3 protein-coding genes are annotated in these 23,207 nt (G+C 60.7%); 2 read left to right on the top strand and 1 reads right to left on the bottom strand.

The annotated features are described in order from the left end of the window. Positions 1–16 precede the first annotated feature (16 nt). Positions 17–1,258: an IPT/TIG domain-containing protein gene (locus ACPPVR_RS11645; RefSeq protein ID WP_426614359.1), complete on the top strand. Its 1,242-nt coding sequence runs from the start codon at positions 17–19 to the stop codon at positions 1,256–1,258. A gap of 1,303 nt (positions 1,259–2,561) precedes the next feature. Here the strand turns inward: ACPPVR_RS11645 and ACPPVR_RS11640 are convergent. Continuing rightward, the gene (locus ACPPVR_RS11640) at positions 2,562–18,281 is read right to left on the bottom strand and encodes an Ig-like domain-containing protein (protein ID WP_426614358.1); all 15,720 of its coding nucleotides are present in this window, start codon (positions 18,279–18,281) and stop codon (positions 2,562–2,564) included. 4,031 nt (positions 18,282–22,312) lie between these two features. Between ACPPVR_RS11640 and ACPPVR_RS11635 the strand changes: the two genes are divergently transcribed. After that, on the top strand, positions 22,313–22,546 hold the full coding sequence (locus ACPPVR_RS11635) for a hypothetical protein (RefSeq protein WP_426614357.1): 234 nt from the start codon (positions 22,313–22,315) through the stop codon (positions 22,544–22,546). Positions 22,547–23,207 lie beyond the last annotated feature (661 nt).

Below are 23,207 nucleotides of genomic sequence, written 5' to 3'. Positions count from 1 at the left end.
TAGAAGGAGACCGAAAGTGGCCACTCCGACTGTCACATCCATTTCGCCGGTGGCCGGCCCGGCCGCGGGTGGAACGCTGGTCGCGATGACCGGCACTGGCTTTACCGGCGCGTTGCTGGTCGGGTTCGGGTCGACGCAGGCGAGTTCGATCTCGGTCCTGAGCGACACGAGCCTCGTGGCCGTGAGCCCCGCCGGTACCGGCAACGTGAACGTCACAGTTGTCGCTCCGGGCGGCATCTCGGCCCTCGCGTCGGCAGCCCAGTTCGGTTACGTCGGCACCGTGCCCGACACGACGACCTCAACGCTGGATCCGGCCATCACCTCTCAGATCGTTGGCGCACTCATTGCGATGATTCAGGCGAACAACTCGCCAGATGCCGCGGCGGCGCAATCGATCCTGCTGCGCCGGTTGGCGCTGTCGGGAGATGTGGTCGGCTCCCGCGTGCCGGCGCCGCGCAACATCACGGAGATCGGTGGTTACTTCAATCTGCTCGAGGCGCTCGGCGAATCGACCATGCGTGAACAGACCCTGGCCGGGATCCTGGGCGTGGCAGGGCCAATTCCTTCGCTTACTTCACTAGAACCGCAGCCGCTGTCGATGGTGAGCATGACGAACGACCGCCCCACCGGCCCGGCGCAGGCAAGCCTACCGCTCGCCGTGGTCGTACGCAGCGACTTCATCGCCGCACTGCAGGACACATTGAAGCAACTGCACGCCTCAAACGCCACGATGCCGTTCGCGGGGCCGACGTCGCTCATGCTGCCGGCCGGCGGACCGGGCTCGACGTTGCCGGTTGACCCTCTGCTCTACCTGGGTCGTGCTTTGACGCTGGCGCCCTCGGCCGCTCTCCAGGCACCCGGCACCGATCCGCTCGTCATCGCCCGAAAGGCGGGGTCTGTCGGTGATTTCGATCTCTGGGCCAACGCCCAGCCGGCCGGTGCAATACCGCCCGACAATTATGAAGCGCTGCGGATCGCCGGTACTGCCGTCAACAAGGTCCCCCTGAACAATGCGAGCCTGGTCAAATTGGCACCGCTTCTCGCCAGTGCAGGGTTTTATCCGGCTACACCGTTGCCGACGCCAACTTCCCCGACCGACATTGCCTGGGCTCGTCTCGCCAATACCACGGGCCTGGTCGCCGGAACGACGAAGCTCGGCGACGAACTGGCGCTGCTCTACACGCCGAGCGCGATCGCGGCGAGCGCGTTTGCGGCGGCGTTGGGTTCTACGTGGGACGGAACGAAGTTTGCGGCGTAGGGTCACCTGGTCCTGGTAGCACGCAAACTAAGCCCATGCAGTTCGCAAATGAGATGTTATGGAAGAAGCAGGCCAACGGCCGACCGAAAGGCTTCGGGATAGAGCAAGTCAACTTGGTCCTATCCGCCACACAGGGCCAAGTATGGCTGGCGTTCATACATCGATGCCGCCCCCCATTTTCATGACAGTCCAGAGATGCGGTAATTGCTTCTTAAGGGCGATGCCCCCGCAGCTTTGCTTTGTCCGACTTTAGCCCTGTCTGCGAGATAGGGCTAAGTCCGCGACGGGCTCCAAGAGAAATGGCAGACGTTCGCAAACCGAATGTTATGGACTTTTGTCCGACTGATAAACTTTGCGACCAAAGCTTATCAGTCGACGAACAGACAAGCGTTGGGCGTCATGGGCCGCCCCAATGTTCCTCTCAGGAGATTCCTCATGACGTGCATATCGTCTTGAGGACTATTCTGGATTTCGAAGATGCCGCAAGCTCACAAGGACCTCGGCAGTGCGCTGAAAGCCTTGATACGTTCGGGGAAAGGAGTGTCCGTCAATCCGGCTGAAATCGCACGCCTTTTCCGCTCGCGGCGTTCGTAATCTACGGGTACTAACCACGGTCCTTTTGACAGCCTTTCGACCGTAGTTTCCAGAGGTCTCCAGCAGGGCGCCGGCCTCACCGGGCCCCCTGCTCTCTTCTGCCAGATCACGGCAGAGGTGCTCAAACCGCCTGAGTTCATCGACGTCGTACTGATCCTGCCCGGTCAGACTCTTGCCGGCGGGGTCACGTCAAGATCCGAAAGGTTCTGAAGCAGGTCCACAAAGCGCGCGTGCAACGTTATGCAACCCTTAGAGCCATCGAGCAAAACCCTGACTTGGCTTTTAGTCGTGCCTTTGCCGGTGACGGTGCCTGACCTGCCGGCGAGCCTCGGCCCCGCTGAAGACGCGACAACTATCCTCTGTCCTCTCATGGTCTTATTTTCCACAACCGATCGGTTTGGCACGATGGGCAAGTTGTGATTGCGTTCGGGCATGAACTCACTCAATCGCCGTGAGACAAAAGTGATTGTTCAACCATGGCAACAAGCTCGCGGCTGCAATCTCTCCGCGTGGACCGTCCCCGAAGTTGCCGCAACTTCGAGAATGCCACCTGTTATTTCCTGATCCCGTCATGTAGGCGCGCCTGAAAGAGCGTACAGGCTATGTCAAAGCAGCATATTTCCGGACTTATGCAATCTGATCTCGCAAGACTTCTCTCGTACGGGCCAAATTCACTCCCAAGCAACTGCGCGATCGCACAGTTGTAAGCCTAAACATGGAAGAGAAAATCACTGGCGTGCAGCGCCGCCACGTTGACATTTTTCAGCAGTATCGTGTCGTGACTGCCGAGCGTAATCAGTGTGTCGCTTCCCTGCTGAGTTTCGGTAGGCGCCGATGTCGCTGTAAGGCCAGCGAACTGTCTCACATCAAGTCGGTCCAATCCCACAACGAAGTCGGTGACCGTGTGTTGCACCGACGGCCCCGAAGATGTCGGCGCGAATACGAATTGATCAGGTCCATTCCCGCCCGTGAGCACGTCCGCGCCATTCGAAGCGAAGAGAACATCCCTCCCTGGCGATCCCTGCAGCGCTGTATTGGGGCTTGATCCAACTCGATCGAAAATTAGATTCACGATATCCGTCGCGCCGAAGCCATCGGTCACCGTCAGCGTAATCTTGTCAGTAGTCGGCGGTGCGGCACCTGGATTGTAGACTGCGCCGGCCGCAAGAACGCCGTTGATTGCCGTGAGGGAGCTAACGCTCACCGAGGGCGTGACAGTGCTTCCCGATCCAGCCTCTCCGGTCGTCGCACTTAACGCAAAAGCTTCAGTCGACGCACTTGCATCCGTATCAGAGAGCTGCAAGCCGAGGACCGTCATCGTTCCATTGGCATTGTTCACAACGCTGACCTGGTCAGTAACAATGGCGGGCGCGTGATGATTCCAGGTGATCTCGGAGCCACCCACGCCATCCGACAGGATTGAGAAATCGGAAGCGCTATAAGCGCCGACCAAATTGAAGGCTCCAGTGCCATAGCTGATGTGGAGCGAACCAGTCGTGCTGATACTAACGCTCGCCGGAGCGATCCCCTTTAAGTCTAGAATGTCTCCCGAGTCGAAACCAGTCACTGTACCGGAGAAGTGCGCGGGATCCGCCAGGACCAGTTTGCCGGATTGGCTCGTTACAAATCGAACGTGCGCGTCGGAAGCTCCATCGAATTGAACTGTTGCGCCGTAGATGTTGACAGCGCCGCCACCGGTCATTGCGGCGGCAACTTCAAGGTTCCCAGATAGCGCTTCAATTGTCCCCGTGTTCACGAGGCTCGAAAGCCCCGAAATCAAGGACGAGCCTACGCTGTCGATCGAGCCCATATTAAAAAGAACGCTTATGCCGGAGAAAGCGCTCGTTCCGATGACGGACCAGTCCGCCGAAAGTTCATTGGTAACCGTAGCATTGTAGGCGTTGATGCCGCCGACGAGATGTCCGTAGTTATCGATGACCGCCGTGCCAGTCGACGTGGTCATGGCATTCACGGCCGCCGTTGTCCCGATTGCAGTCGCATAGTTGGTGATGCTGACGTTTCCACCATCGTGGCTTATTGCTGAAAGGCTGTACCGTCCGCCAGAAATGAGCGCCCCGGCTTCCGCCGTGATCGTTACTGACCCGGTGCCGTAGTTTTCGCCGCGAATGCCGTCGGTCCCCGTGGCCGCGGTGATAGAACCATAGTCGTCAACTTGGATGTTGCCGTGGACATTATCGTCGACGACGTTTGCAGCGTTCGGATTGTAACTTGCCAGGATGCCGGCTGGCGCATCCCCCGCACCAGTCAGGATGGTGCCGGAAAAAATAGTGGCGTATGACAAGACAGCGATCACGCTTGTTGCAGGCACGACAAACGCGCCGCTTGAAGGTGCCTTGTTAACCGCAGCGATGCCAGAGCTTCCAGAATTGATTACGTTTCCCGCCGCAGTGGAAATGCTGATGTTGCCGGAACCGTAGTTGTTTGCGGAAATGCCGACGCCGAACCCGTTGACTGGGCTGCTTCCGCCGAGCGCCGTAATCGATCCCGCCAGATCAGTTACAGTGACGTTGCCAATACCGTAGGTATACGCGCGAATGCCATCGCCCGCGGCGGCAACAATATTTGCGGTGCTACTGACAATAACGTCGCCGTTGAGAGTGGTAAGAGGGAAGCTTGGCGGGATACCCGTTCCGCCCAAATAGCCTGCTATAATTCCTGCTGGCGGGTTTCCGGTTCCGGTCGATCCTGTGCCCGAATTGATCGTTCCCGCCGCAGTGACGACGATTGAGCTCTTTGCCGTGACATCAATTGAAGTCGCTTCATTGGTCGCATTTAGCCCGACACTGCCGGCGTTGATGACATCACCCGACGAGGTGATGATCGAAATATTCCCAGTCCCCTTGGTGAATGCGAATACCCCATAGCTCGTGGTTGAATTGATCGTCGCTCCGGAGTAGATATTAATCGCTATATTTCCGGTGTTACCGACGGCTTCCAGGTGCCCCTCGATGCCATATTGTGCGCCGGAGACTGTTGTCCCAGAAGCATCGTTGACCGTTATGTCCCCGTTTCCGTAATGATAGGCATTGATGCCGACACCTGCGTCAGCAACGATGTTCGCATCGTTGTTTACGATCACTCTGCCGTTTACGTTTAGGTTTGACGTGGCGTTCACGCCGCCGAAGAAGCCCGCGGCTATTCCAGACGGTTGAGCACCGCTATTTGTCAGAATAGACTGGGAATGAATCGTACCTACGCTGTAAATAGTGATCAACGCTGCCGCAGACGCATCGATTGAAGTTGCAAGATTGACTGCATTAATCCCGTTACTACCTGATGTTATCACATCGCCGCTTGCCATTGTTACGGCTATGTCGCCAGGCCCATAAACCGACGCGCCGATTCCATAAGGCGCCTTACCGGTTGCAGACGTCGCAGAAGTTGGCGCCTGGATATTGACGTTAGACCCGAGATTTACTGTGACGCTGCCATTGCCATAATTGTAAGTGTTGATGGCATCACCCGCCGCCGCGGTGATGTTGCCATTAGCGCTAACCAGTACGTCACCCCAAACACCTGCGTTGAACACGCCCGCTAGACCGGGGTTGAAGCCGGCCTGGATCCCAGAGGGTGCGCTGCCGGAGTTGTTGTTGTTTACGCCCGAATTGATAGTTCCCAGCGTCACCAAGGTAACAGTGCTTGCCGCTGCCGCAGCGATCGCCGTCGCCTGATTAGAAACGTTGATTCCGGTACTGCCCGAATTTATGACCGACCCATACCCGGTCGTAACTGTGATTTTACCAGAGCCGTAGTTGAAGGCGCCGATCCCATATTGCGATGAAGTCGTGCCTGGAATGGTCGTCCCTGCCGCCGTTGCTGTAATGGTTGCATTATTGGAAACCGAGATGTTGCCCACGCCGTAATTGCTCGCGGAAATGCCAACTCCCGATGCTGCATTAAGCGTGGCACCATTTTCAATATCGATGTCGCCAAAAACTGTAGCGTTTGGTGGGTTGGGTGGGGTCGATGGCGCACTGGTGCCTAACAGGTAGCTCGCCGATATACCGTTGGTGCCGGCGTTGATTGTTCCCGAAGACGTAACGATCGAAATCGGGCCACTGCCAAGCGGCACGGCAGTACCTTGATTTTGAACGAGAATGCCGTTGGTGCCGGCGTTGATCAGCACTCCGGGCGTTGTGGTTACATTGACCGCTCCCAAGGTCGAGATCGCCGAGATGCCGCTGGACGTTGTGCCGGTAATTGAACCTCCTGCGACGATGTGGAGCGGACCCGCTCCACTCGTGCGCGCCCCAATTCCAACGGTCTGACCCGACACGCTGCCGTAATTAACGATGTCTGTTGATCCTGATCCAGAATTCGTGAGGATCGCTGTGCCGCCTGTAGATGTAATGCTCCCCGCATTGACGAGGGCGATATTGGCTCCAGTCGTCGTTAAATTGATCGCCGTTCCTGAGACCGAAATGGACGAAGTCTGGTTGATCTGAACCGTATTGTAGTCGAGCGAATTGCTGTCTGTCGAACTCACTGCAAAGCCAACGCCGGTGCCGGAAATCGTATCGTTTGCGAGAACATAAAAAGATCCCGACGACGGCGTGAACGAGCGCTGTGCGTTTGTAGGAAAGAGCGCTGATATTGGTATCATCACGATCTTGTCCGCAGACAGCACATTGAAAGCTGTCCCGGATTGGGCGCCAGTGACCTGATAAGCGTAAGTTTGTGAGTGTGCGCTGTCGGTCACGGTCAATGTCGAGCCGCTGATGCTGGCACTAGAGACCGTCACGCCACCCAGAAGATCGAGCGTATCTCCAACCGAAAGCCCCGCGATTGTCCCATTGAAAGCTGAGGGATTATCGAGCGTCAGCAGACCATTGCCATTTACAAAGGTGATAGTTTGGCCGGTCGATCCACCCGCAACCGAGCCACCGAATTCCAGCGCAGCACGATCGCCAATCGTGAACGCGCCCTGGCCGGAGACGTTGCCAAAGACGAGGGCCGCGCCGAAAGCCAACACATTTATGGCGCCGGTATTGCTTATCGCAAGCGGACCCGAGGACGAAAAAATGCTGAGGCCGGACGCGTTGATGGTTCCGGCATTGTTGATCGCATTCGTTACGCCGCCAAAATAATTCTGCCCGTTGACGTTCCACACGCCACCAGAATTGTTGTTGAACGAAGCTGCATTGATATTGAATGCTGCGCCAAAGTTCACATTTCCGATAACAACGCCGGAGTTATTGGCGGTGGCGCTGCCCACGTTCGTGCTAGTAGGCCCATTATTAGTGCCGATCGCCGTGTTCAATCGGGTCGAAGAGAACTGCGTAGCGGCAATTGTCCCAGAGTTCGCGATCGTTGCGCCTTGGCTGCTCCAGTTATTGACTTGAACCGTTGCATTGCTGAGCGAGCCGAGCGCGACAATCGTGCCGGAGCTGGACGGTCCTCCCGCATCGTGCAGGTTGCTGATCGAGATAATGCCACTGCCGCTGGCCGAAGGCTGTCCACTTCCCGCAAGGATTCCATTGCCGTTGGGGACTGTCACGGCGCCATGATTGACGATCGTCACATTGCCGCCGCCTTGCGCAAAAATGTTCAGACCGGCCGAGACGGCGGTGATAACGGAAGATTGCTCAAGCGTGGCCGTTATCGTTCCCGTGCCGAAGTTGTAGAGACCAATCCCCACTCCTGCTGCCGCGTTAATCGTGGCGGCAGTATCGACCATAACGTTGCCGTGAACGAATGAATTGACGGTCTGGCTACCTCCTGCACTGTAGCCGCCCCAGATGCCCCCGGGTTGACCACCACCAGTGAACATATTGTAGGCTGAGTTGATCGTTCCAAACGCAGTTACGGAGACCTGCCCCGTAATCGGCACTGCTGCGGTACCTACAGCCTGATTGCTTGCGCTGATACCTGTGCCGCCGGAATTGATGATGTCACCGGCTGATGTCGTCACCGAAATATTTCCACCATTGCGCTCAGACGTGTCAATTGCAATGATCCCGGACAACGCGCCTGCAGTGATCGTTGCGTTCTGGCTAACGACAATGGATACACTACCGGAACTGCCTGTTCCGGAACTCAGCGAATAGGCTGTTATTCCGTATAGCGCGCCCCAAACGCTCGTATTCGCCTCTTCGAATAGCGTAACGGCACCATTGCCCCAATTGTAAGCGTTCACACCGGTGCCGGCGTCGGCGATGACGTTCGCGAAGTTGTCGACGAACACAGTCCCATTGACATTCGTGTCCGAGACGCCGCCATTGGAATAATAGCCCGCTGAGACTCCCTGGGGCTGGGACCCCCCCTGCGTTAGGTGCGTGCCTGAATGGATTACCCCGCGCGAGGTCACGCTCACAGTTGATGCAGCGGCCACAGCAATCGCGGTTGCCTGATTGATCGCCTGAACTCCGATAGAACCGGAATTGACCGTGGCACCGGCTTCCATCGTGACCGAAACCCGGCCACTTCCATAAGTCCCTGCACTGATGCCATAAACATCGCTTGCCGAAATCGTTGACCCGGCGCGATCGGTAATGGTGACGTCACCACTGCCATAATTGGCGGCACGAATTCCGTCGCCGCCAGCTGCCGTGATGGTGGCAAAATTATCCACGATCACGTTTCCAAACACCGCTGCATTGACCGTATTGGTCGCACCTCCCTTGTATACGGCCAAAATCCCTGCAGGTCTTGCGCCTGAACCGGTCGGGGTAGTACCCGATTCGATCGTCCCGTTGGCTATCACCGAGATCGAACTGGTGGTGACTCCATTGAGTTGCGAAATCGACGACGCCTGATTGTAAGCAATGACGCCCGCACTCCCGGACCTGACATTGCTATTCGCTGCAGTCGTCACTGAGAGACTTCCCGTAGATGTCGAGAACGCTTCAATGCCATACTGCTTTGAGCCAGTGATGTTTGCGCCGCTCGCAGCCGAAACGCTTACGTTGCCACTGCCAAAGGTGAAAGCCTTCACACCGTCGTACGCGCCTGAAATGGATGGTGAAGCTGGAACAGCAACAGCAACGTTGCCGCTATTCGCGGGATCAAGATTGCCCGCGACAATGCTACTCGAGCTTTCACCGTTGGCAGTTTGATAGACGACACTGCCGGTGTTGCCGGCAACATCGATGATCCGCACCTGATAGGTGTAATGCAGCGGATGTGTCGTGGCGTCTACTAGACTCCAGCTCGTCGGGGTATTTTGCAGGACGTCGATCCACGTCGCACCGTTATCACTGCTGATCTGGATCTTCTCCCCAGCGGTAAGCGCACCGTTTGTACCGGACACCGTCAGCGAGGTTGAGCTTCCCGAATTTGCAGCGACAGCGGTGATCGCCAGCGCCTCAGTTGGAGCAGCGGTATCAAGAGTGAAGCTCGCCGCCGAAGTTACAGACGTGTTACCAGCCAAATCGCTAAACTGAACCGCGACCTGCTTGTTGCCATCGGCCCCGAGGTCGCCCGCCGTCACGGTCAGAGTGACAGTCCCGGCCAGAATATCGGCTGAGGTGATGACGTGTGCAACCGGATGCAGAAATGCCAAGCCGTTGAGCAGCAGCTGAATCGTGTCACCAACCGACACCGTTGGATCGAGCGCTATCGCAAAGCTTGGCGCTGTATCGGACGTAATGTTGTCGGAGTTCGATTGCCCGGTGTCAGATGCCGCCGCAAGGACCGGTACTCCGCCGGTCGGTGCAACGGTATCGACCGTCAGTGTCGTCGAGGTCGAAGCTGCATTGCCCGCCGCATCGGTCGCTATCGCCGTGACAACCAGCGCACCCTGGCCGGCGGGCGTGATCGACGTGGTCCAGTGACCGGTCCCGTCGACCGCCACCGCCGCACCGTTGACGGTCAAGGTCGAGCCGGTCTCCGCGGTGCCGCTGATCTGGATGCCACCGGCCGCCTCAGCTGCGTTGATCAGGTTGTCGCCGCCCTCGATCGTGGTGATCGCGACCGTCGGAGCCGTAGTGTCCAGCGTGAAGTTCAGCGAGGCCGAGCCGGTGTTGCCGAAGGTATCGGTCTGGCTCGCCACGATGATGTGCGATCCGTCCGCCAGCCCGCTCGGCGTGAACGACCATGCCCCTTGCGCATCGGTCGTGACCGTGGTGGCGCTGACAACACCATCGATGGTGAAGTGCACCACCGTGTTGGCAAGCCCGGTGCCGGTCACGGCCGGATTGGTGGTGACGTGGTCGGTGGCCGAGCTGCCAGTGTCGGACACCAGGGCTTCGGTCACCGTCGGACCGGTGGTGCTGAGCGTATAGACCACCGCACCGCTGGTCGTGGTGTTGCCGGCCGCATCGCTCACCCGGGCCGTCAGCGAGTTCGAGCCGTTGTTGAGCGTGACGATGGTGCTCCAGCTGCCGTTGCCCTGCACCACGGCGGTGCCGATCGTCGTCGTGCCGTCCAGGATGGTGACCGTGGCGCCGGCATCGGCCACATCCACCGTGCCGGCGATGGTCTGGCTGGCCTGGTTGGTCGAACCGCCGGCGCTGGTGATCGCGACCGCTGGCGCAACGGTATCGACCGTCAGCGTCGTCGAGGCCGAAGCCGTATTGCCTGCCGCATCGGTCGCTGTCGCCGCGACAACCAGGGCGCCCTGGCCGGCGGGCGTGATCGACGTGGTCCAGTGACCGGTCCCGTCGACCGTCACCGCCGCACCGTTGACGGTCAAGGTCGAGCCGGTCTCCGCGGTGCCGCTGATCTGGATCCCGCCGGCCGCCTCAGCTGCGTTGATCAGATTGTCGCCACCCTCGATCGTCGTGATCGCGACCGCTGGCGCAACGGTATCGACCGTCAGCGTCGTCGAGGTCGAGCCCGTGTTGCCCGCCGCATCGGTCGCTATCGCCGTCACAACCAGCGCACCCTGGCCGGCGGGCGTGATCGACGTGGTCCAGTGACCGGTCCCGTCGACCGTCACCGCCGCACCGTTGACGGTCAAGGTCGAGCCGATCTCCGCGGTGCCGCTGATCTGGATGCCACCGGCCGCCTCAGTTGCGTTGATCAGATTGTCGCCACCCTCGATCGTCGTGATCGCGACCGCTGGCGCAACGGTATCGACCGTCAGTGTCGTCGAGGTCGAGCCCGTGTTGCCCGCCGCATCGGTCGCTATCGCCGTCACGACCAGGGCACCCTGGCCGGCAGGTGTGATCGACGTGGTCCAGTGACCGGTCCCGTCGACCGTCACCGCTGCACCGTTGACGGTCAAGGTCGAGCCGACCTCCGCGGTGCCGCTGATCTGGATGCCACCGGCCGCCTCAGCTGCGTTGATCAGATTGTCGCCACCCTCGATCGTCGTGATCGCGACCGCTGGAGCCGTAGTGTCCAGCGTGAAGTTCAGCGAGGCCGAGCCGGTGTTGCCGAAGGTATCGGTCTGGCTCGCCACGATGGTGTGCGATCCGTCCGCCAGCCCGCTCGGCGTGAACGACCATGCCCCTTGCGCATCGGTCGTGACCGTGGTGGCGCTGACAACACCATCGATGGTGAAGTGCACCACCGTGTTGGCAAGCCCGGTGCCGGTCAGCGCCGGATTGGTGGTGACGTGGTCGGTGGCCGAGCTGCCAGTGTCGGACACCAGGGCTTCAGTCACCGTCGGACCGGTGGTGCTGAGCGTATAGACCACCGCACCGCTGGTCGTGGTGTTGCCGGCCGCATCGCTCACCCGGGCCGTCAGCGAGTTCGAGCCGTTGTTGAGCGTGACGATGGTGCTCCAGCTGCCGTTGCCCTGCACCACGGCGGTGCCGATCGTCGTCGTGCCGTCCAGGATGGTGACCGTGGCGCCGGCATCGGCCACATCCACCGTGCCGGCGATGGTCTGGCTGGCCTGGTTGGTCGAACCGCCGGCGCTGGTGATCGCGACCGCTGGCGCAACGGTATCGACCGTCAGCGTCGTCGAGGCCGAAGCCGTATTGCCTGCCGCATCGGTCGCTGTCGCCGTGACAACCAGGGCGCCCTGGCCGGCGGGCGTGATCGACGTGGTCCAGTGACCGGTCCCGTCGACCGTCACCGCCGCACCGTTGACGGTCAAGGTCGAGCCGGTCTCCGCGGTGCCGCTGATCTGGATCCCGCCGGCCGCCTCAGCTGCGTTGATCAGATTGTCGCCACCCTCGATCGTCGTGATCGCGACCGCTGGCGCAACGGTATCGACCGTCAGCGTCGTCGAGGTCGAGCCCGTGTTGCCCGCCGCATCGGTCGCTATCGCCGTCACAACCAGCGCACCCTGGCCGGCGGGCGTGATCGACGTGGTCCAGTGACCGGTCCCGTCGACCGTCACCGCCGCACCGTTGACGGTCAAGGTCGAGCCGATCTCCGCGGTGCCGCTGATCTGGATGCCACCAGCCGCCTCAGCTGCGTTGATCAGATTGTCGCCACCCTCGATCGTCGTGATCGCGACCGCTGGCGCAACGGTATCGACCGTCAGCGTCGTCGAGGTCGAGCCCGTGTTGCCCGCCGCATCGGTCGCTCTCGCCGTCACGACCAGCGCACCCTGGCCGGCGGGCGTGATCGACGTGGTCCAGTGACCGGTCCCGTCGACCGTCACCGCTGCACCGTTGACGGTCAAGGTCGAGCCGACCTCCGCGGTGCCGCTGATCTGGATGCCACCGGCCGCCTCAGCTGCGTTGATCAGGTTGTCGCCGCCCTCGATCGTGGTGATCGCGACCGTCGGAGCCGTAGTGTCCAGCGTGAAGTTCAGCGAGGCCGAGCCGGTGTTGCCGAAGGTATCGGTCTGGCTCGCCACGATGATGTGCGATCCGTCCGCCAGCCCGCTCGGCGTGAACGACCATGCCCCTTGCGCATCGGTCGTGACCGTGGTGGCGCTGACAACACCATCGATGGTGAAGTGCACCACCGTGTTGGCAAGCCCGGTGCCGGTCACGGCCGGATTGGTGGTGACGTGGTCGGTGGCCGAGCTGCCAGTGTCGGACACCAGGGCTTCGGTCACTGTCGGACCGGTGGTGCTGAGCGTATAGACCACCGCACCGCTGGTTGTGGTGTTGCCGGCCGCATCGCTCACCCGGGCGGTCAGCGAGTTCGAGCCGTTGTTGAGCGTGACGGTGGTGCTCCAGCTGCCGTTGCCCTGCACCACGGCGGTGCCGATCGTCGTCGTGCCGTCCAGGATGGTGACCGTGGCGCCGGCATCGGCCACATCCACCGTGCCGGCGATGGTCTGGCTGGCCTGGTTGGTCGAACCGCCGGCGCTGGTGATCGCGACCGCTGGCGCAACGGTATCGACCGTCAGCGTCGTCGAGGCCGAAGCCGTATTGCCTGCCGCATCAGTCGCTGTCGCCGTGACAACCAGGGCGCCCTGGCCGGCAGGTGTGATCGACGTGGTCCAGTGACCGGTCCCGTCGACCGTCACCGCCGCACCGTTGACGGTCAAGGTCGAGCCGGTCTCCGCGGTGCCGCTGATCTGGATCCCGCCGGCCGCCTCAGCTGCGTTGATCAGATTGTCGCCACCCTCGATCGTCGTGATCGCGACCGCTGGCGCAAGCGTGTCCAGCGTGAAGCTCAGCGATGCGCTGCCGGCGTTGCCGAAGGTATCGGTCTGGCTCGCCACGATGATGTGCGATCCGTCCGCCAGCCCGCTCGGCGTGAACGACCATGCCCCTTGCGCATCGGCCGTGACCGTGGTGGCGCTGACAACACCATCGATGGTGAAGTGCACCACCGTGTTGGCAAGCCCGGTGCCGGTCAGCGCCGGATTGGTGGTGACGTGGTCGGTGGCCGAGCTGCCGGTGTCGGACACCAGGGCCTCGGTCACTGTCGGACCGGTGGTGCTGAGCGTATAGACCACCGCACCGCTGGTCGTGGTGTTGCCGGCCGCATCGCTCACCCGGGCGGTCAGCGAGTTCGAGCCGTTGTTGAGCGTGACGGTGGTGCTCCAGCTGCCGTTGCCCTGCACCACGGCGGTGCCGATCGTCGTCGTGCCGTCCAGGATGGTGACCGTGGCGCCGGCATCGGCCACATCCACCGTGCCGGCGATGGTCTGGCTGGCCTGGTTGGTCGAACCGCCGGCGCTGGTGATCGCGACCGCTGGCGCAACGGTATCGACCGTCAGCGTCGTCGAGGCCGAAGCCGTATTGCCTGCCGCATCAGTCGCTGTCGCCGTGACAACCAGGGCGCCCTGGCCGGCAGGTGTGATCGACGTGGTCCAGTGACCGGTCCCGTCGACCGTCACCGCCGCACCGTTGACGGTCAAGGTCGAGCCGGTCTCCGCGGTGCCGCTGATCTGGATCCCGCCGGCCGCCTCAGCTGCGTTGATCAGATTGTCGCCACCCTCGATCGTCGTGATCGCGACCGCTGGCGCAAGCGTGTCCAGCGTGAAGCTCAGCGATGCGCTGCCGGCGTTGCCGAAGGTATCGGTCTGGCTCGCCACGATGATGTGCGATCCGTCCGCCAGCCCGCTCGGCGTGAACGACCATGCCCCTTGCGCATCGGCCGTGACCGTGGTGGCGCTGACAACACCATCGATGGTGAAGTGCACCACCGTGTTGGCAAGCCCGGTGCCGGTCAGCGCCGGATTGGTGGTGACGTGGTCGGTGGCCGAGCTGCCGGTGTCGGACACCAGGGCCTCGGTCACTGTCGGACCGGTGGTGCTGAGCGTATAGACCACCGCACCGCTGGTCGTGGTGTTGCCCGCCGCATCGCTCACCCGGGCCGTCAGCGAGTTGCCGCCCTGGTTCAGCGTGACGGTGGTGCTCCAGCTGCCGTTGCCCTGCACCACGGCGGTGCCGATCGTCGTCGTGCCGTCCAGGATGGTGACGGTGGCGCCGGCATCGGCCACGTCGACCGTACCGGCGATGGTCTGGCTGGCCTGGTTGGTCGGACCGCCGGCGCTGGTGATGGCGACCGTCGGGGCCGTAGTGTCCAGCGTGAAGCTCAGTGAGGCCGAGCCGGTGTTGCCGAAGGTATCGGTCTGGCTTGCCACGATGATGTGCGATCCGTCCGCCAGCCCGCCCGGCGTGAACGACCATGCCCCTTGCGCATCGGTCGTGACCGTGGTGGCGCTGACAACACCATCGATGGTGAAGTGCACCACCGTGTTGGCAAGGCCGGTGCCGGTCAGCGCCGGATTGGTGGTGACGTGGTCGGTGGCCGAGCTGCCGGTGTCGGACACCAGGGCTTCGGTCACTGTCGGACCGGTGGTGCTGAGCGTATAGACCACCGCACCGCTGGTTGTGGTGTTGCCGGCCGCATCGCTCACCCGGGCGGTCAGCGAGTTGCCGCCCTGGTTCAGCGCGACGGTGGTGCTCCAGCTGCCGTTGCCCTGCACGACGGCGGTGCCGATCGTCGTCGTGCCGTCCAGGATGGTGACGGTGGCGCCGGCATCGGCGACATCCACCGTGCCGGTGATGGTCTGGCTGGCCTGGTTGGTCGGACCGCCGGCGCTGGTGATGGCGACCGTCGGGGCAACGGTATCGACCGTCAGCGTCGTCGAGGTCGAGCCCGTGTTGCCCGCCGCATCGGTCGCTATCGCCGTCACGACCAGCGCACCCTGGCCGGCGGGCGTGATCGACGTGGTCCAGTGACCGGTCCCGTCGACCGTCACCGCTGCACCGTTGACGGTCAAGGTCGAGCCGACCTCCGCGGTGCCGCTGATCTGGATCCCGCCGGCCGCCTCAGCTGCGTTGATCAGATTGTCGCCACCCTCGATCGTCGTGATCGCGACCGCTGGAGCCGTAGTGTCCAGCGTGAAGTTCAGCGAGGCCGAGCCGGTGTTGCCGAAGGTATCGGTCTGGCTCGCCACGATGGTGTGCGATCCGTCCGCCAGCCCGCTCGGCGTGAACGACCATGCCCCTTGCGCATCGGTCGTGACCGTGGTGGCGCTGACAACACCATCGATGGTGAAGTGCACCACCGTGTTGGCAAGCCCGGTGCCGGTCACGGCCGGATTGGTGGTGACGTGGTCGGTGGCCGAGCTGCCAGTGTCGGACACCAGGGCTTCGGTCACTGTCGGACCGGTGGTGCTGAGCGTATAGACCACCGCACCGCTGGTTGTGGTGTTGCCGGCCGCATCGCTCACCCGGGCGGTCAGCGAGTTCGAGCCGTTGTTGAGCGTGACGGTGGTGCTCCAGCTGCCGTTGCCCTGCACCACGGCGGTGCCGATCGTCGTCGTGCCGTCCAGGATGGTGACCGTGGCGCCGGCATCGGCCACATCCACCGTGCCGGCGATGGTCTGGCTGGCCTGGTTGGTCGAACCGCCGGCGCTGGTGATCGCGACCGCTGGCGCAACGGTATCGACCGTCAGCGTCGTCGAGGCCGAAGCCGTATTGCCTGCCGCATCAGTCGCTGTCGCCGTGACAACCAGGGCGCCCTGGCCGGCAGGTGTGATCGACGTGGTCCAGTGACCGGTCCCGTCGACCGTCACCGCCGCACCGTTGACGGTCAAGGTCGAGCCGGTCTCCGCGGTGCCGCTGATCTGGATCCCGCCGGCCGCCTCAGCTGCGTTGATCAGATTGTCGCCACCCTCGATCGTCGTGATCGCGACCGCTGGCGCAAGCGTGTCCAGCGTGAAGCTCAGCGATGCGCTGCCGGCGTTGCCGAAGGTATCGGTCTGGCTCGCCACGATGATGTGCGATCCGTCCGCCAGCCCGCTCGGCGTGAACGACCATGCCCCTTGCGCATCGGCCGTGACCGTGGTGGCGCTGACAACACCATCGATGGTGAAGTGCACCACCGTGTTGGCAAGCCCGGTGCCGGTCAGCGCCGGATTGGTGGTGACGTGGTCGGTGGCCGAGCTGCCGGTGTCGGACACCAGGGCCTCGGTCACTGTCGGACCGGTGGTGCTGAGCGTATAGACCACCGCACCGCTGGTCGTGGTGTTGCCGGCCGCATCGCTCACCCGGGCGGTCAGCGAGTTCGAGCCGTTGTTGAGCGTGACGGTGGTGCTCCAGCTGCCGTTGCCCTGCACCACGGCGGTGCCGATCGTCGTCGTGCCGTCCAGGATGGTGACCGTGGCGCCGGCATCGGCCACGTCGACCGTACCGGCGATGGTCTGGCTGGCCTGGTTGGTCGGACCGCCGGCGCTGGTGATGGCGACCGTCGGGGCCGTAGTGTCCAGCGTGAAGCTCAGTGAGGCCGAGCCGGTGTTGCCGAAGGTATCGGTCTGGCTTGCCACGATGATGTGCGATCCGTCCGCCAGCCCGCCCGGCGTGAACGACCATGCCCCTTGCGCATCGGTCGTGACCGTGGTGGCGCTGACAACACCATCGATGGTGAAGTGCACCACCGTGTTGGCAAGGCCGGTGCCGGTCAGCGCCGGATTGGTGGTGACGTGGTCGGTGGCCGAGCTGCCGGTGTCGGACACCAGGGCTTCGGTCACTGTCGGACCGGTGGTGCTGAGCGTATAGACCACCGCACCGCTGGTTGTGGTGTTGCCGGCCGCATCGCTCACCCGGGCGGTCAGCGAGTTGCCGCCCTGGTTCAGCGCGACGGTGGTGCTCCAGCTGCCGTTGCCCTGCACGACGGCGGTGCCGATCGTCGTCGTGCCGTCCAGGATGGTGACGGTGGCGCCGGCATCGGCGACATCCACCGTGCCGGTGATGGTCTGGCTGGCCTGGTTGGTCGGACCGCCGGCGCTGGTGATGGCGACCGTCGGGGCAACGGTATCGACCGTCAGCGTCGTCGAGGTCGAGCCCGTGTTGCCCGCCGCATCGGTCGCTATCGCCGTCACGACCAGCGCACCCTGGCCGGCGGGCGTGATCGACGTGGTCCAGTGACCGGTCCCGTCGACCGTCACCGCTGCACCGTTGACGGTCAAGGTCGAGCCGATCTCCGCGGTGCCGCTGATCTGGATCCCGCCGGCCGCTTCAGCTGCGTTGATCAGGTTGTCGCCACCCTCGATCGTCGTGATCGCGACCGCTGGCGCAAGCGTATCCAGCGTGAAGTTCAGCGAGGCCGAGCCGGCGTTGCCGAAGGTATCGGTCTGGCTCGCCACGATGGTGTGCGATCCGTTCGCCAGCCCGCCCGGCGTGAACGACCACGCCCCTTGCGCATCGGCCGTGACCGTGGTGGCGCTGACAACACCATCGACGGTGAAGTGCACCACCGTGTTGACAAGCCCGGTGCCGGTCACTGCCGGATTGGTGGTGACGTGGTCGGTGGCCGAGCTGCCGGTGTCGGACACCAGAGCCTCGGTCACCGTCGGACCGGTGGTGCTGAGCGTATAGACCACCGCACCGCTGGTCGTGGTGTTGCCGGCCGCATCGCTCACCCGGGCGGTCAGCGAGTTGCCGCCCTGGTTCAGCGTGACGGTGGTGCTCCAGCTGCCGTTGCCCTGCACCACGGCAGTGCCGATCGTCGTCGTGCCGTCCAGGATGGTGACGGTGGCGCCGGCATCGGCGACGTCGACCGTGCCGCCGATGGTCTGGCTGGCCTGGTTGGTCGGACCGCCGGCGCTGGTGATGGCGACCGTCGGAGCCGTAGTGTCCAGCGTGAAAACAACGGGCACGCTCGTGGTAATGTTGGCGCTAGGATCCAGGGCGACGATACTATGATTGCCATCACCTGCCAGAGTGACGGCCTTACTCCAAACGCCACCAGAGCCAACGGTAACTGATCCAATTTGCGTGGTGATACCGTTATAAGTGTCGTACAGCGTGACTGTGGTTCCAACGAAGGCGGTATCAACGGTTCCGCTGATCGTCTGACTTCCTTGGTTGATTGAACCGCCTGCGTTGCTGATAACTACAGGTCCGAATGAAGTCACGACAACGGTATCCAAAGCGGCGGCAAGCGATTTCGTTGCTGACGCAGAACTTCCTGTGATGGAAGCCAGAGTTACAGAAGTTGGAGTGATCGATCCACCACTAGCCTGCCCCTTCACGTCGTCTGCAATAACGGTAGTCGAAGCCTCGGTGGGTGATGGTGGAGGACTTCCAGCGAACTTCTGCAGCGACTTTGTATCGACGTCTCCTCGCTTGCCATCGCTCGGTAGCGGAGTGTTTGGAGCAATCTGTTTTCCTATATCGTAGGTCGTCAACACCTGTTGAAATGCGCTGAACTCTTGCGCAACTTGGCCTTGACTCTTACTGATGGCTTGGGTGATCACCTCGAGATTGGCGGCTGGCGTTATGCTCAGCGATGGACCATCGCTGGTGACTATTCCGATTGCATCTCCCGCAACACAAGCGCCCTGAAGCGCGCTCGCTGGAACGCATTTGAAGACCTGTACTGAATGAACCTGACCATCATGCTGATCGGCAACGGAGATCGAGACCTGCCCATCCACTGAATCGACGTTGAGAATGACTGCTGTACCGCGAATTCCAATCACGGCAGTAGGCGTCGCGACTTGCATGTCACCAGTCTTGGCGACCTGCCCGGCAACAAAACTGGCCGCGCCTTGGACAAGTGTGAACAGAGAATGGTTCGAACCGCTGGTCAGGCTGACCAAGGTACCGTTCGCATTATTCTGCCCTTCATATCCTAACTCATTCAACATGAACCGAGCGTTGGCACTCAGGTTGAACGTTGAGCCGTCAATCAGAACCAGACCGATTGTCGAGCCACTTCCAGTCTGCACGAGGTCGTTCTGATAGACGACGTCTCCATTGTTTGCCTCAATGGTAACGCCATTGCGAACAATGCTGGCGCTTCCCGTTACGGTAGCGACATGACCGATCACCTTTGCAGCGGTCGCCGGATTTCCCGCGGCTTGAGCAAAGCTTTGATAGCCGGTTAGGGTTTCGACCACTCTCGCGTCGAGTAGCGCACCGTCTGCCGAGATGAGCGGCGAACGTTTTTCACCGAGAAAATACCCGTGGAGTGTGACACGATGGTCAGGATCCGAAATGATGAGATCATGACCCGAACGTGCATACTCTCCCGAGAACAGGAGATGCGCGTCGGAAATGATCACCGCATTAGCTAGGCCAGGCTCGGGTAAATTAAAGGACCCCGAGGCTAACTCTGACCCAGCAGCATCGAACTTCGGTTGAAATGGGCTATTCAAATCACGCCCCCGAACAGAAATTTGCAAAATAGTCAATTTAATTTTAATAACATCTGGTCAATTAACTGAAAAGCATTTTATTGCCATCTGGGACTTGTTTTGACCCCCGGCGATCGTTCAACCCGCAACGATGGAGCCCGGGGGGTTCGTGAGCGTGCCCATTCTTACGTGCGCGGGGAGCAAGTTCATCTGATTGGTGCCGTGTCTAAGCGGACACGCCCCTAGGGTCACACTCGCATGGTGCAACCGAGAACATTCCGTCCCATGGATCTATTCGAGATCCGCCGTCAACTTGTGCAGGCGCGCAACCGGCATTCCGATAGCCGCCTTCTTGTAAGGCGCATCAACGGCCTTCTATGCAGCATTTATCATTTGGAGGAAGTGCTCGACCCGAGCCAACACGAGCGGATCCGCAAAGCGGCTCAAATCGCGCTACGAGCCACAGCTAAAAATTAGCATTGCCCAACTCTTGGATCAGAGAGGGCGAGCTTTGCGTCCGGACCGACGTTTCCTCCGAGCAAATCTTCCAGGCCATCGGCAGACTCCGCAAGGGAGACGAGATTGACCGGCCGATCCGGTTTCTCGACGAGACCGACAACCACATAGAGCTGGAGGACGAAGGCGACGACGAGTTGAAAAGGGGATGATCCGGCAGAGGATGACGGGCTGCCGAGCCGTCCCTCGGCAGCCATCATCCCAATCAGGAACGATGTGCGGCGGGAAGTCGGCGAGACCTCGAACTAGACTGCGCCGAGAGCGGCATCGGCGACCTCGACGGCTTGCTAGAGCAACTTGGAACGTAGACCGTCGCTTATTGCGAAATAGCGGCAGATGAACTGCTTCTCCGACCCCCGCTGGCACTGGCATCACTGCTGGATGTCTTCTGTGCCAGTTCTTCGACCAGCATGATGACCGCTCGGCGCGTGCCTCGACTCTTGATCTCTTGGAAAGCACTCAGCAGGCAAAGCGTTTCTCGATCGCTGCTCATTTTCACTCCGTGAACACGAAGGCCGCAGCAGGGGTCTGCTGCGGCCCGCATTGTCAAAAAACCGGGTGAAAACGATCTAAGTGAAATATGCAGCCAGCCCCGGAACTTTGTTTTTAAAGCTTAGGCTGTTGTGCTTGCAAACTGATTATTTCGGTGACGCAGCGAAACCAACTGGTTTGCTTAACGTACATAGTTGATTCCGATGCCCCGTGAGGGTGGGCCGCCGGGGCTGGCTGAGCTGGCGGCCTTCACCTCGGAGCCAAGACCGGGTATCTCCCCCACGGCCCCGTCCCGAGAAAACAATCTGAATTATCTGATTTAAAAAATACGAAAACTAATCCACGACGAAGCTACTGCAACCCCGGTATAGAGCCACACCTCTCGGGAGACCTCTTAAACGCAATTAACTGACTGCCATTGAATATTAAATGCGGGAATAAACAAGGCAACTAATTGCACTAATCAACTTGAGATCGGCGCTAACCACATGACCGAAATCCCATTGGCCGGTTTGGAGATTAGACGTTCCCTGTTCGGGCAAACCTCTCCCGGTTCACGTTGGCGGCGTACCTCGAAATACGAAGGCCGCGGCGGGAGGTTAAATCGCTGCGGCCTGCGCATGGGTCAAATGAACCGGGTAAAAGGGACTAAGTGAAATATGCTTCCAGCCCCGGTGAACGAACTTTAGCCTCAATCATGTTCGGGCTGCAGCGCAAAGTTCGCGGAAACCGAAATGTGCCTGCCGGGCATTGAGTTCCGAAAAAGGGAACTGAATGACGTTGAGCGAAGCGCCCCATCAGGAGCGTAGAGCGTCGATCGCGTGGGCGATCAAGACCGCTGCACTGACAGCAATGAACACCACAAGCACCCAAGTAATCACGCTCACCTCCGTCTTGGAGTTGAACGCGCTCACCCGTGCACAGTCAAAAGCAAGCAGCCGAAACTCTCAATTTCGGCCTTCGGCTGAGGTTTCAATGCAACTGTTGCGCCCGTTGTCGGACCTATCGGCAGAATGCAATATAGATAAGGATCCCAACAACGCACGCCGCGAGAGACAGTAAGAAAATTCCCACGGTCGCGTCCCCGACCACTATGTGCAGGGAAATATACGAGTTTCCAAGCGTCCAAGTGGTTGATCACACTTCCCCAGAGAAGTCAGTCAGGAAACCTGCGCCAGCGAAGTGATTTTCGCGAACACGCCGGCCACTATCTGCGAATTGCCATCATCGTCGCCGCGCTGCCACCCTGCGGTATCGCCCCGCGCTTGCCGCACGCTTGGCAGATGAACCTCGGCTGGAACTCGGACAGCCGGCTCTCGTCCGGCCATCGATCGACGTAGCGTTTTTCTCCATCAACAGACCTGTTAGAAAGCGCCAGCGATATCAGTCACTCCCCCCTCTGCCCTTCTGCTGCGTCCAACATTTGGACACTAAGCCAGTACTCAAAAGTGGCAACCCACGAAGCTATTTCGCAGAGCGGCGAAGCACCCCCGAAACAATTCGCGCCTAGCGTCGCTGCCAATCAAGAAGGGGTGGCGATCATGTTGAACGTGCTTCTGGACGCGATCTACGGTAAGGTCATTTCGGCTTCGATTACCGGCATGAAGACCCAGGGAGCGGTCAGCACCGCCGCCACGAGCGCTGCTTGGCTACCGGAATTGATCGAGGCGCTGGATAACGCCGCTGCGCTTCTCGCGCCCCATCAATCTGAGATCGACGCTTTCCATGCTCGGTTGCGGCTTCCGAGCGCATTGGTTCAACCCAAGCTGCACTGAGTATAGCTCGCGCCAGCGCGAACTCGCCGCTATACGCTGCGCGGTGCCGGCGACAACATCGCTGCGCCGCCGAAGCGAGAACAAAACTGTAAACGGCGCCAGTTTTGCCGCTTGCTCAAACGGCTAAGTGTTTGATTTATTTGGTGGGCGCACCAAGGCTCGAACCTGGGACCCGCTGATTAAGAGTCTGATCTTTCAGACGCAATTGCAGGTATTTGGGCGTAAAATACCACTGCGAGAGTCCTATCGGAATCAATAGCCTACACACGAAATGTAAATTACTCGGCCGCGCCTTCAGCACCTGCGCCCCTCGCACCCCAAACGCAAGTAGCGATCGAAAAATCCAACAAAAACAATCAAGCGCGTTCCTGATTGACTACCTTCATCACCGTTTGTAAGCGGCGTTTCGGTGGTTAGCTTGCCCCCTTTGGTAGGATTTTAAAGAACCCAATACCGCCGGATTAAGAGTCACCTGCGGTTTCAAGCTAATCAATGACTTGTCGATCACATTTCAGGCTTATGCGGCTAAAAATAGGCTCCATCGAACGATTACAATCCGCCATTGCGCTGCCGGTCAACCAGGTGTGCCGAGCTCGGCGTTGTATTGTCGAATTCGGGAGATCAACGTCGTGCTTGCGAGCCTCGGGCGGCAAGAAAGAAA

The organism is Bradyrhizobium sp. McL0616 (assembly GCF_049993385.1).
Taxonomy (GTDB): Bacteria; Pseudomonadota; Alphaproteobacteria; order Rhizobiales; family Xanthobacteraceae; genus Bradyrhizobium.
Note: the sequence above shows the minus strand (reverse complement) of the source record. Positions and strands in the feature narration are given on the sequence as shown.